The 10,390-nt window shown below is 67.7% G+C and carries 15 protein-coding genes; 5 read left to right on the forward strand and 10 right to left on the reverse strand.

All coding sequences use genetic code 11. The features are described 5' to 3' along the window. Positions 1 to 142 precede the first annotated feature (142 nt). The 6 genes from DK459_RS30450 to DK459_RS18665 form a co-directional block, all read right to left on the reverse strand. Positions 143 to 364, reverse strand: a complete 222-nt coding sequence (locus DK459_RS30450) for a hypothetical protein (protein ID WP_146221905.1) — start codon at positions 362 to 364, stop codon at positions 143 to 145. Then, on the reverse strand, positions 342 to 1,118 hold the full coding sequence (locus tag DK459_RS18645; RefSeq protein ID WP_054444289.1) for a hypothetical protein: 777 nt from the start codon (positions 1,116 to 1,118) through the stop codon (positions 342 to 344). The genes DK459_RS30450 and DK459_RS18645 overlap by 23 nt, the downstream gene beginning before the upstream one ends. 175 nt (positions 1,119 to 1,293) lie before the next feature. Then, positions 1,294 to 1,920, reverse strand: coding sequence for a pyridoxamine 5'-phosphate oxidase family protein (locus DK459_RS18650; protein ID WP_110134969.1), 627 nt, complete (start codon positions 1,918 to 1,920; stop codon positions 1,294 to 1,296). A gap of 29 nt (positions 1,921 to 1,949) precedes the next feature. Next, positions 1,950 to 2,471, reverse strand: a complete 522-nt coding sequence (locus DK459_RS18655; protein WP_006386506.1) for a DUF4189 domain-containing protein — start codon at positions 2,469 to 2,471, stop codon at positions 1,950 to 1,952. Between the two features lie 107 nt (positions 2,472 to 2,578). After that, positions 2,579 to 2,884, reverse strand: a complete 306-nt coding sequence (locus tag DK459_RS18660) for a cupin domain-containing protein (protein WP_006386507.1) — start codon at positions 2,882 to 2,884, stop codon at positions 2,579 to 2,581. Between the two features lie 240 nt (positions 2,885 to 3,124). Then, on the reverse strand, positions 3,125 to 3,388 hold the full coding sequence (locus DK459_RS18665; RefSeq protein WP_006386508.1) for a hypothetical protein: 264 nt from the start codon (positions 3,386 to 3,388) through the stop codon (positions 3,125 to 3,127). A 193-nt stretch (positions 3,389 to 3,581) separates the two neighbouring features. Between DK459_RS18665 and DK459_RS18670 the strand changes: the two genes are divergently transcribed. The 3 genes from DK459_RS18670 to DK459_RS18680 all read left to right on the forward strand — a co-directional run bounded on the left by DK459_RS18670 (position 3,582) and on the right by DK459_RS18680 (position 5,411). Beyond that, positions 3,582 to 4,490 carry an aldose epimerase gene (locus tag DK459_RS18670; protein ID WP_053497617.1) on the forward strand — a complete coding sequence of 303 codons (909 nt, stop codon included), beginning with the start codon at positions 3,582 to 3,584 and terminating at the stop codon, positions 4,488 to 4,490. Between the two features lie 77 nt (positions 4,491 to 4,567). Then, a complete protein-coding gene (locus tag DK459_RS18675; RefSeq protein WP_006386510.1) occupies positions 4,568 to 4,924 on the forward strand; it encodes a hypothetical protein in 357 nt (118 codons plus the stop codon). 133 nt (positions 4,925 to 5,057) lie between these two features. Beyond that, positions 5,058 to 5,411 (forward strand): antibiotic biosynthesis monooxygenase, encoded by a 354-nt coding sequence (locus DK459_RS18680; protein WP_006386511.1) that lies wholly within the window; start codon positions 5,058 to 5,060, stop codon positions 5,409 to 5,411. A 16-nt stretch (positions 5,412 to 5,427) separates the two neighbouring features. Here the strand turns inward: DK459_RS18680 and DK459_RS18685 are convergent, their stop codons facing one another. From DK459_RS18685 to DK459_RS18695, 3 genes are all read right to left on the reverse strand, one after another. Further along, on the reverse strand, positions 5,428 to 5,727 hold the full coding sequence (locus DK459_RS18685) for a hypothetical protein (RefSeq protein WP_223203218.1): 300 nt from the start codon (positions 5,725 to 5,727) through the stop codon (positions 5,428 to 5,430). 118 nt (positions 5,728 to 5,845) lie between these two features. Then, complete coding sequence (locus DK459_RS18690) at positions 5,846 to 6,859, reverse strand: zinc-binding alcohol dehydrogenase family protein (protein WP_024069881.1); 1,014 nt, start codon at positions 6,857 to 6,859, stop codon at positions 5,846 to 5,848. A gap of 26 nt (positions 6,860 to 6,885) precedes the next feature. Beyond that, positions 6,886 to 7,680, reverse strand: a complete 795-nt coding sequence (locus DK459_RS18695) for an SDR family NAD(P)-dependent oxidoreductase (protein WP_024069880.1) — start codon at positions 7,678 to 7,680, stop codon at positions 6,886 to 6,888. Positions 7,681 to 7,788: 108 nt separating this feature from the next. On the opposite strand from DK459_RS18695, the gene DK459_RS18700 reads away from it, so the two are divergent. Further along, a complete protein-coding gene (locus DK459_RS18700; protein ID WP_020928912.1) occupies positions 7,789 to 8,706 on the forward strand; it encodes a LysR family transcriptional regulator in 918 nt (305 codons plus the stop codon). Positions 8,707 to 8,718: 12 nt separating this feature from the next. Here DK459_RS18700 and DK459_RS18705 read toward each other — a convergent pair whose 3' ends face one another. Next, positions 8,719 to 9,222 (reverse strand): DUF6496 domain-containing protein, encoded by a 504-nt coding sequence (locus tag DK459_RS18705; protein WP_024069879.1) that lies wholly within the window; start codon positions 9,220 to 9,222, stop codon positions 8,719 to 8,721. Positions 9,223 to 9,412: 190 nt separating this feature from the next. On the opposite strand from DK459_RS18705, the gene DK459_RS18710 reads away from it, so the two are divergent. Next, positions 9,413 to 9,631 carry a dodecin gene (locus DK459_RS18710; protein WP_006386517.1) on the forward strand — a complete coding sequence of 73 codons (219 nt, stop codon included), beginning with the start codon at positions 9,413 to 9,415 and terminating at the stop codon, positions 9,629 to 9,631. Positions 9,632 to 10,390: the final 759 nt, after the last annotated feature.

The raw sequence follows: 10,390 nt of genomic DNA on the forward strand, positions 1-10,390 counted from the left end.
TTTTACGACGGTGCCTGGCGGGTCGGCCTGGCGTGGGGAGCGTCAGGGCAGAAAGGGCAGCAGGACGATGCCATGGACCAGGATGAAGATGCCGAAGACGCTCATGGGCGGCAGGGGGCGGCTTGCAGGAGGGCGCCGCCTATCATTGCTCGCCTTTCATTCGTCCATTGCGGCTTGAACAGTCTGGGACTTCGGCGATCTCCGGATACCGTCGTCCGTGGGTGGGCTGCCGCGCGGCGGCCTCGATCTGGGCCCAGGTCTGCGCGTCGGTCGGCTCAACGCCCTCAAGCGACAAGGAGATGGCGAGGCTTGGCGCCTGCTGCGTGCAGGAGGAAGCGGTTTTACGCGAATGGACGGTGCTCATCGGAGCCTCCGTTGAAGACCTTACGAACGTAGCGTAGCAGCTTTCCCCACGATGTGCTGTGAGGCGCCAGGTCGAACAGCATCATGCGCTGGGTGCCGTGGGCATCCCACCAGGCCGGGTCCCTGGCCAAGATTTTCTGGATTGTCTGGCAGCCCTGCAAATATGGCGCGGCGGCCAGCTCATCGGAGGCGATGTCGGCGTCGAAGCCGAATTTTGGCCAGATCCGGTAGCCGACGTAGCGTTTCCCGGCGCCCGGGCCACCGGCCGCGACCAGCGAGATATGCGACAGCCCGGCCAGATGCGCGGTAATTGCTGACAGCGCGAAGGCGATGGTGCCAAGACCCGGTGGCGCGTGGTGCGCCAGGCATATGCAGTCGATGTGCATGTTCTTGACGATAAGCGTGCTGTCGTGTTTGTCGCGTGCGCGGTAGAGTCCCAGTCTGTTCTTGTTCGGGCTTTGGATGATGCCGTTGTTGATGATGGAGAAGTACAGCCCCGCCGGGGCATCGTGAAGGGGCTTGCGGGCGAACTGCGCGTGGACCCGGCTTCCGTTGAAAACGGTGAACAGGTGGGCGAACTCGAGTGTCGAGATCATCCGATCCATGCCGTGGATGAGTTCGCCCGGTACAAGGGTCCTGCCGTCCAGCCGTATGCCGCGGCCGCTCAAATGAGCGATGCCGATCGGATGGCGCAACAGCGCCACATGCAGTGATCGCAGATGCGATCGATAAAAGTCTGTAGGTTCGAGCGGCACGCCGAAGATCCGTCCATCGATGAGGTCGCGGGGCCTTGGCGGGCACCCGTTAACGCATGGATGTCAGGGTATCGGGTTGATGGTGACGGCACACGTCGCGGTGTGATGTTTGCAGCATCATCGGGATGCGCAGCGGCATCCCGGGCGGCGTTCCGCTCGATTCAGCGGCAGAGACTCAATACAACGTGCTGGCCACGCGCGCCGGCAGGTCGCGGTCGTAGCCCGCGCCGTCGAAGGTGCCGGCGCTCAGGTCGGAGAGCATGCGGCCGACGCTGGGCAGCGCCGTGCGCGGGATCTGGGTGGCGGGGTCCCACAGTCGCGAGCGCAGCAGGGCGCGCGAGCACTGGAAGTAGACGGTCTGCACGTCGACGATCAGGACCGAGCGCGGCTGCTTGCCGTCCATCTCGAAGCGTTGCAGCAGCGCCGGGTCGACGCTGATGCGCGCCCTGCCGTTCACGCGCAGCGTCTCGTTGACGCCGGGAACCAGGAACAGCAGCGCCACGCGCGGTTCGGCCAGGATGTTGCGCAGGCTGTCGATGCGGTTATTGCCGCGCCGGTCCGGCAGCAGCAAGGTCTTTTCATCCTCGACCACGACGAAACCGGCGGGATCGCCGCGCGGCGACACATCCAGGCCGTCGGGGCCCGAGGTGGCCAGCGCCACAAAGGGCGCGGCCTCGATGAAGGCGCGGTAGTGCGGATGGACGTGGTCCACTTCCTTCTTGAGCGAAGCTTCGCCCGGTTCGCCATACAGGGCTTGCAGGGCGGTGGCGTCGGTGACGAGGTGGGTGGTGTCCAAGGGCATGGCGAAGGCTCGGGGAAAGGGGCGGCGGGCTATTGCACCCGTACCGGCATGCTGCAATCGGAGAAGAATACCTCACAGGCGCCGCCGCTTTCCCGCTTGCACTCGGCGAGCGTCATATCCGTCGCGGCCTCGAGCGTGGGGGCGAACCGGGAGACGGCGATGCCGTTGCCCCAGACGATCACGCCGCATTGGTTGGCGTACGAGACCTGGACGCGGCAGTCGCCGCCGCCTTTTTTGGCGCAGGATGCCACGGAGTCGTCTTCGGCCTGTTGCCGGCTCTTTCTGCTGCCGGCCACGCCAACCTTGCCGGTGACGGCATCCATGGCGATGGCGCCCCAGCGTTGTTCCCAGCGGACCGGCGGCGGGGGCGGCGGCGCCTGGTAGCCGCCCGGCACCTGGTACAGCCCGGGAATCGGAATGCACTGGGCGGTGCCCACGGCGGCCATGGTGTAGCCATCGGGACAGCCTTGTTCGGCCGTTGCCGGACGCGTCATCGCCAGTCCGAGGGCCAGGGTTGCGAATACCACGATGTGAAGAGGAAGACGCTTCATGGACTGGCCTGTGGTGACCGACGCTGTCGGGATGCGCGGATACTAGCGATTCCGGCAGCCAGTGGCAATATGCGCGCGCGAAGCGGAGTGGGCCGGCCGCCGCGGCCTCAGTAACCGACCGGATCGACGATCATCAGCACGCCGTGGCTGCCCTCGGCGACGGCGTGCGGCACCCCGGCGGGCGCCAGGTACATGCTGCCGGCCGCGACCTCGATCGCCTCGCCCTTGACCGACAGGCGCAGCGCGCCGCTGATGACGATCAGGGCTTCGTTGTAGTCGTGCGTTTCGGCGGGGGAGGGCTGGCCGTCCATCCGTAGGATCTTGACGTTGCAGCCGCCAGTCTGGGCCAGCACGCGGGACTTCCAGGCGTCGGGCAGGCCGTTGGCGGCGTCGAGCAGGTCGAGCAGGGGCATGGTGGGCTTGCCGGGCGCGTGCCTGGCGCGAGAGGAAGGCGTTCTCACGCCCTGGAGAGGGGGAAGGGACCGTTCAGGCTTCCTGGCCGTAGCCGAAAGGCCAGCGGCGGCGGGTGGGTTCGGGCTTGGCGGTGTCTTCTTGCATGTTTTTCTCCGTAGGGTGCATTCCGGGGGATTCTATTTCCCGAGATGTAACAGCATTGCAAGGGATCGTTAGCACTCTGTCGTCGCGGCGGCCCCCTAGTCGGGCGCGAACAGCGTGACCTGGCGTTCGAGCGCGTAGGTGGCGCGGTAGCTGGCGGGCGTGGCGCCGCGGTCGATCAGCAGCAGGCCCTCGCGTTCGGCGGTGGCCAGGACGTCGCGCAGCTTCTGGCCGCTTTCCAGGCCGGTGGCTTCCTGCAGCCGTTGCAGGGGCAGGTAGTCGCCGTTCTTGACGCCGCTCAGGCGCGTAAAGGCGCTGAGCCAGATGCTGCGGCTGGGCGGGGAATTGATCAGACTGGTCATGGGCAGGGGTCCCTTGCGGTCGGATTACTGTATGAATGAACAGTATATCCGAACGTCGGACCAATCCCCGGTAGAGTATGTCGCACGGGTTTGAGGCATGGGGCAACGCTGAGGCCGGCAGCGTTTGCCGGCTCCGGACCGCGCCATGCACAATGGCGTCTCGCGGCCGTTCGCAGAGCCGCGGGAGCGCCCGATGCCCGATGATTTGCCCTTCCCCGCCTCGCTGGATGCCAGTGAACGCGTGACCATCACCCACGGCCCCCATCGCGCCGAGTTCGCGCCCGGCGGGGGCGGACGCCTGACGCGCCTGTCGACCGAGGCGCACGACTGGATCGTGCCGCTGGCCGAGACGGATTGGCCGCCCGCGCAATGGCCGCGCGCCGGCTCGTATCCGCTGGCGCCGTACTCGAACCGGGTGCGCGATGGCGTGTTCACGTTCGAAGGCGCGCGCCACGTGCTGGCATCGTTGCCCGGACGGCCGCAGGCGATTCACGGCGCCGGCCTGTATCAACCCTGGCAGGTGCGCCATCTGGCCGATGACGCGGTCGACCTGGTGCTGCAACAGCCCGCCGGCGTGCTGGGCTGGCCGTGGCCGTATGAATGCGTGCAGCGCTATCGGTTGGATTCGCGCGGGCTGTCGTTGACACTGTTGATGATCAACCATGGCGATGCGCCGATGCCGTTCGGTTGCGGCATCCATCCGTACTTCACCGCCACGCGCGTGGCGCTGCATGCGCGGCGCATCTGGCCGACCGACGCCGACGGCCTGCCCGGCGCCAGCCAGACCACCCACGTGCGGGAACTGGGCCAGTCGGCCGAGGGGTGCGATACCTACCTGTCGCAGTGGGGCGGCCGCGCCACGCTGCACTGGCCGGATGGACACGAACTGGCGCTGCACGCCGATCCGGCTTTCGCGCACCTGGTGGTCTACACGGCGCCAGGCGCCGATTTCCTGTGCGTGGAGCCGGTGACCAATGTCGCCGATGCCTTCAACCTGGCGGCGGCCGGCGAGACCCGCACAGGCCTGCAGGTGCTGGCGCCGGGCGGGCGTTTCAGCGCCTCGATGCTGCTGGCGTTGCAAACGCCGCGCGCGGCGCGTTGATGTCGCGCGATGCCGGCGCTGGCAACGGCCAGGGCCTGTCGGCGATAATCCGGCCAAACCAATCCAGGAGTCGCTACGTGAAAAAGCTCAGCACCGAACAATTGCAGGCGGCCGCCGAAACGCTGCGCCGGGTGCAGGCCAGGCTGGCCCGTTCGGGCAACATGCCGCTGGAACCGACGATCTACGCCAGCGCCAAGGGCTTCCGGCGCAACGTGCCCGACTATGTCTGGTCGTGGCTGTCGGGCCTGCTGGCGCCGCACAAGAGCCTGTCGGCGTGGATGGATGCGCACCAGCCCGGTTGGCGCGAAGGCAAGATTCCGGCCGCGGTGGTGTATGCGCGCACCGAGAACGGCTGGTTCGATTGGCTGATCGCCGAACTGGAAACCGAGATCAATGATCCGCACGCCCGCGCCCGACGCGAAGGGCGCGCCTGATCCGGGCCAGGGACCGAGAAGGGAGGCTGCGCGATTGCGGACGGCATTGTCCGTAGTCTCGAGCCCGCCGGCCTCTTTTTCGCGGCGTCGCGCCGGGCCATAGTGTCGCCTGTCTTTCACCGCAGGAGCCGACATGGCCTTTCCCGTTACCGCCACCTTCAAGCCCGCGCCGGATGGCACGGTGTTCATCGTCAACGTGATTCATGCCCACCCGGGCCGGCAGGAGGACGCCTTCCAGGCGATCCAGGAGGTGGTGCATTACGTCGCGCGCACCAAGCCGGGTTTCCTGTGGAGCAACCTGGCCAAGAGCACGGACGGCAAGACCGTGGTGAACATCGAGGCGATCTCGGGGGCGGGAAAGGTCGACGAATTCTTTTCCGATCCGGTGTTCCTGGAGAAATTCCGCAAGCTCGATGCGGTATCGACCAGCGAATTCCACACCTACCAGGTCGATGACCTGGTGTTGCCCGGAATGCCCGCGGCCTGAGCAGGCCGGCGAGGTGTCAGGCCCGCGCCCGCGAGCGCGCGGCGCGCAGGCGCCGCGCCAGCAGCACCAGCAGTTCCTGCGCCGCGGCCACGAGCAAGGCGGCCAGGATCGAACCGAGCACCAGGGCGTCCCACAGGCGCGGCGGGCCGACCCGGAACTGGATGGTGTCGAACACCAGCCCGGCGGTGATGCCGGCGACGATGACGGCCTTCCAGCCCTGCAGCGGCACCAGCCGCAGCATCAGCAGGGCGACCGCCACCATGCCCCAGAGCATCGGTTCCAGCGCTTGGTCGAACAGGTGAGAAATCAGAGCCAACTCCCGAAAGCGCGGCCACGGGCTGAAGGCCCGCGGCGCGCAGTCGAGGTTTTACCTCTTTCTTCCGACGAATGCGAGACACCCGTCCCAATTTTTTCGTCGGGACGGGCCGGGCGCCTTAGAAGCCTTCCAGCACCACCTTGCCGCGCGCCTTGCCGCTTTCGATGAAGGCGTGGGCGCGGCGCAGGTTTTCGGCGTTAATGCGGCCGTAGTGCTCGCCCAGCGTGGTGCGCAGGGTGCCGTTGTCGATCAGCCGCGCGGCCTGGTTCAGCAGTTCGTGCTGGGCGATCAGGTCGGGCGTGTTGTGCAGCGGCCGGGCGAACATGAATTCCCAGTGCAGCGAGGCCGACTTGCCCTTGAGCAGGCGCACGTCGATGGCGGAGGGGTCGTCGATCAGGGCGATCCTGCCTTGCGGCGCGATGGCTTCGGCCAGCTGCGCGAAGTGCTGGTCGGTCTGGGTCAGGCCGGCGATGAAGCCGACCTGCGGCAGGCCGATGCGCTTGAGTTCCTCGGCCAGCGGGCGGGTGTGGTCGATGACGTAATGGGCGCCCAGCTCGGTGACCCAGGCCTGGGTCTCGGGCCGGGAGGCGGTGCCGATGATGGTCAGGCCGGTCAGCTGGCGCGCCAACTGCACCAGGATCGAGCCGACGCCGCCGGCCGCGCCGACCACCAGCAGCGTGCCCTGGCTGGGCGCGGCGTTGTCCAGCACGCGCAGGCGGTCGAACAGCAGTTCCCACGCGGTGATGGTGGTCAGCGGCAGCGCGGCGGCCTGGGCGAAGTCCAGGCTCTGCGGCATGCGGCCGACGATGCGCTCGTCGACCACGTGCAGTTCGCTGTTGGCGCCGGGGCGGGTCAGGGCGCCCGCGTACCAGACGCGGTCGCCGGGCGCGAACAGGCTGGTCTTGGCGCCCACGGCGCGCACGATGCCGGCGGCGTCCCAGCCGATGATCTCGGGCTGGCCGTCCTTGGGCTTGCGGTTGGCGCGGATCTTCACGTCCACCGGGTTGACGGAGATGGCTTTGACTTCGACCAGCAGGTCGTGGTCGCCGGGAACGGGGTCGGGCGCGGTGATGTCCTGCAACGATTGCGGATCGGTGGCGGGCAGGTTCTGGAAGTAGGCGATGGCTTTCATGGGGGATCTCGGAACGGGAAAAGGGATCAGGCGATGGTGCGGACCACGCCGCCGTCGACGCGCAGCGCGGCGCCGTTGGTGGCCGAGGACTGGCGCGAGCAGGTGTAGACGACCATGTTGGCGACTTCCTCCACCGTTGCCAGCCGGCGCAGCAGCGAGCTGGGACGATGCTGGGCGATGAAGTCGCGTTCCATCTGTTCTTGCGGCAGGCCTTGTTCTCTGGCCATTTCGGCGAAGAAGTCGACCACGCCTTCGGAGCGCGTCGGGCCGGGCAGCACGGCATTGACGGTGACGCCGCTGCCGGCCGTCAGTTCGGCCAGGCCGCGCGAGACGCCCAGCAGCGCCGTCTTGCTGACGCCGTAGTGGATCATTTCGGCCGGGATGTGCAGCGCCGATTCGCTGGAGATGAAGACGATGCGGCCCCAGTCGGCGGCCAGCATGCGCGGCAGGTAGTAGCGCGACAGGCGCACGCCGCTCATGACGTTGGTATCGAGCATGTAGCGCCAGTCGTCGTCGGTGATTTCGGTGAAGGACTTGGGCGCGAAGTAGCCGGCGTTGTTGACCAGGATGTCGACGTCGGGATGGGCGGCGCAGACCGAGGCGGCGCCGTCGGCGGTGGACAGGTCGGCCTGCACGGTGTGCACCTGGGCGCCCGGATGCCGGCGCGCGATGGCTTCGGCGGCCTGCTTGAGCTTGTCGGCGCTGCGGCCGTGCAGCACCACCTGGGCGCCGGCTTCGGCCAGGCCCTGGGCGATGGCCAGGCCGATGCCGCCGGAAGAACCGGTGACCAGGGCCTTCTTGCCGTTGAGTTCGATTTTCATGGGGACTCCAATGCGGGTAGGGGTGACGCCATGATTACCCAGTGGCGAACGATGAAAAACCGGCTAGCATCGGACTCAGTTTCAATAATTCTTTGAAAATGAGCCCCCATGGTTCGGTTGGAAGACTTGCGCATCTTTGTCGCCGCGGCGGATCACGGCGGTTTTTCGGCCGCCGCGCGCGAATTGGACTTGACGCCGGCGGTGGCCAGCGCCGCGCTCAAGCGGCTGGAACTGTCGCTGGACACCCGCCTGTTCGTGCGGTCCACGCGCAGCCTGCGGCTGACCGGCGACGGCGAGCGCTATCTGGAATACGCGCGCGCCGCGCTGTCGAGCCTGCAGGCCGGCCAGAGCGCGCTGGCGCGCGACAAGACGGCCATCTCCGGCACGCTTTCGGTGTCGATTCCGTCGGACCTGGGGCGCCATGTGCTGCTGCCCTGGCTGGACGAATTCCAGCAGCGCCATCCGCGCGTGAACTTCCAGGTACGCATCAGCGACCGCCTGGCCGACCTCTACCGGCAGCCGGTCGACATTGCGTTGCGCTACGGCACGCCCGGCGATTCCGGCCTGGTGGCGCTGCCGCTGGGCGAGCACAACCGCCGCGTGGTGTGCGCCGCGCCGGCCTATTTCGCGCGCCATGGCATGCCGCAGACGCCGGCCGACCTGCGCCGCCACAACTGCCTGTGCTTCGTGCTGGGCGAATCCCTGCACGACCGCTGGGCCTTCGAGCACGAGGGCGGGGCGCTGACCGTGCCGGTCAAGGGCGACCGCGTCGGCGATGACGGCGACCTGGTGCGGCGCTGGGCGCTGGCCGGCTACGGCGTCGCGTACAAGTCGCGCTACGACGTGCTGGCCGACCTGCGCGCCGGCCGCCTGGTGCAGGCCCTGCCGGACTATACCGGCGAGCCGTCGCCGCTGTACCTGCTGTGCGTGCACCGCATGCTGCTGTCGCCCGCCGTCAAGCGGCTGCGCGAATTCCTGCAGGCGCGCCTGCGCGAATTCGAGGCGGGCGCCGGCGCGGCGCCCTGACAGCCGCGCCGCTCAGTGATGCGCGGCGGCGCGGTTGGCGGCGCGGGTGCGCGCGGCTTTCTTGGCGGCGGCCGAGCGTCCCGCCGCGCCCTTGGTGGCGGCGGCCTTCTTCGCGGCGGCCGAGCGATCCGCCGCGGTGCGCCGTGACGCCGTCTTGGACGCGTGGCGCGACAGCGCGGGCTTGGACGCGGGCCTGGCGCTTTCGCGCTTGAGGGCGCGCGTGGTGGCGCGGGCGCGCGTCGGCGATTTGGCGTGCCCGTCATGCGCGGCCTCGCTGTCCTGCTTGGCCTTGCGCCGGGTCGACGCGCTGGCCTTCTTGGGCGAGGGCAGGTCAACCCCAGCGCGGCGCGCCTTCGACAGGCCGATGGCGATGGCCTGCTTGGTCGAGCGCACGCCGTGCTTGCCTTCGCGCACGTGGTCGATTTCCTCGCGCACGAATTCGCCCGCTTGGGTGGATGGGGACTTGCCTTGCTTCTTGTCGCGCGCGGCGCGTTGCAGCGTTTTCCGTTCAGGCATGACAACCTCCTGGCTTGCGTTTCAGAAGCGAGACCCGGGGACGCGGGCGAGGCCGCGCCGACGGAACTCGTAACACCACTCTATGCCCTGCGCGGTATCCTGTGTGTTCGAATGGATTGCCGGTCGTAAGCGCCGGAACCCCGCGCGCGGCCGACGATTCGCAACGCTTCCCCCTCAAAGGAGACAAGCCATGTCGAATCATGTCTACAAGCAGATCGAACTGGTGGGCTCGTCCACCAAGTCCACCGACGATGCGATCAGCAAGGCCATCGAGCGCGCATCCGAAACGCTGCGCCACCTGGATTGGTTCGAGGTCACCGAGGTGCGCGGCCACATCAAGGACGGCAAGGTGGCGCACTGGCAGGTCGGCCTGAAGATCGGCATGCGGCTGGAGGATGGCGACGTCTAGCGCCGCCGACGCGCGATGGCGAGCGCCCGGCATTCACGCGGCGGGCGCGACGCGTCCGCGGCGCTGCTCCTTTTTTGAGCGGTCCTTGCAAGTGCTTGTCGGATAAGATTTTTTTCGGCTTGTCATGAGACTGTTCAGAGGTTTGTCCACATCCGGTGGGGACAAATGCGAGAAGGGGCGGGCGGGCGCGGCGCATCACGTAGCTGGCGCGGCCGGAGCACGGCGCCTGAGCGTTTATTGCCCGCCTGGCGCAAGGCCTTGGCGGTAAAGGGATTTTTGCGGCTGCCCGCAGGCTGTCCTCAGCCTTATCCACATTTCCCGGGGACAACCTGGCGCCTGGGCGAGTGCGTCTGGGCCTTTCTTGACCACCCCTTGCAGGTGCTTGATGTGCAAGGGAAAAGCCGAGCTGCCCTCATCCTGTCCTCATGCTTGTCCACAGAATGCTGGGACAAATGCACCGGTCGATGCGAAGCGTCCGCGGGCGTCCCGCAATCGCCCTTTGGACGGTGGATAAGTGCGCCAGGAATCGGCCAAACGATGGATTGCGCAGTTTTTGACCGGTGCCTGCAAGTGCTTGGCACGTCAGGCTTTTTCGTACCTGCCCCACAGCTGTCCTCAAGCTTCTCCACAGTTGGCGGGGATATGTGGGCCCCCACGCGGCGCGCACTGCGTGCGCTTGCTGCCCCCCCGAGGGGGCTGCCCGGCCTTCGGGCGGCCGGGCGGCCGGGCGGCTTTTTTTTTGGGGCGGTGTTGGTGGGC

The sequence above is a fragment of the Achromobacter sp. RW408 genome, assembly GCF_003184165.1.
Lineage (GTDB): Bacteria > Pseudomonadota > Gammaproteobacteria > Burkholderiales > Burkholderiaceae_B > Achromobacter > Achromobacter xylosoxidans.

Bases quoted from the DNA above. Each gene is read 5' to 3' on its own strand.
- DK459_RS18650 (WP_110134969.1), bottom strand. From the start codon at position 1,920: ATGCCCTTGGACACCACCCACCTCGTCACCGACGCCACCGCCCTGCAA.
- DK459_RS18710 (WP_006386517.1), top strand. From the start codon at position 9,413: ATGTCGAATCATGTCTACAAGCAGATCGAACTGGTGGGCTCGTCCACC.
- DK459_RS18665 (WP_006386508.1), bottom strand. From the start codon at position 3,388: ATGACCAGTCTGATCAATTCCCCGCCCAGCCGCAGCATCTGGCTCAGC.
- DK459_RS18670 (WP_053497617.1), top strand. From the start codon at position 3,582: ATGCCCGATGATTTGCCCTTCCCCGCCTCGCTGGATGCCAGTGAACGC.
- DK459_RS18655 (WP_006386506.1), bottom strand. From the start codon at position 2,471: ATGAAGCGTCTTCCTCTTCACATCGTGGTATTCGCAACCCTGGCCCTC.
- DK459_RS18695 (WP_024069880.1), bottom strand. From the start codon at position 7,680: ATGAAAATCGAACTCAACGGCAAGAAGGCCCTGGTCACCGGTTCTTCC.
- DK459_RS18690 (WP_024069881.1), bottom strand. From the start codon at position 6,859: ATGAAAGCCATCGCCTACTTCCAGAACCTGCCCGCCACCGATCCGCAA.
- DK459_RS30450 (WP_146221905.1), bottom strand. From the start codon at position 364: ATGAGCACCGTCCATTCGCGTAAAACCGCTTCCTCCTGCACGCAGCAG.
- DK459_RS18680 (WP_006386511.1), top strand. From the start codon at position 5,058: ATGGCCTTTCCCGTTACCGCCACCTTCAAGCCCGCGCCGGATGGCACG.
- DK459_RS18700 (WP_020928912.1), top strand. From the start codon at position 7,789: ATGGTTCGGTTGGAAGACTTGCGCATCTTTGTCGCCGCGGCGGATCAC.
- DK459_RS18705 (WP_024069879.1), bottom strand. From the start codon at position 9,222: ATGCCTGAACGGAAAACGCTGCAACGCGCCGCGCGCGACAAGAAGCAA.
- DK459_RS18660 (WP_006386507.1), bottom strand. From the start codon at position 2,884: ATGCCCCTGCTCGACCTGCTCGACGCCGCCAACGGCCTGCCCGACGCC.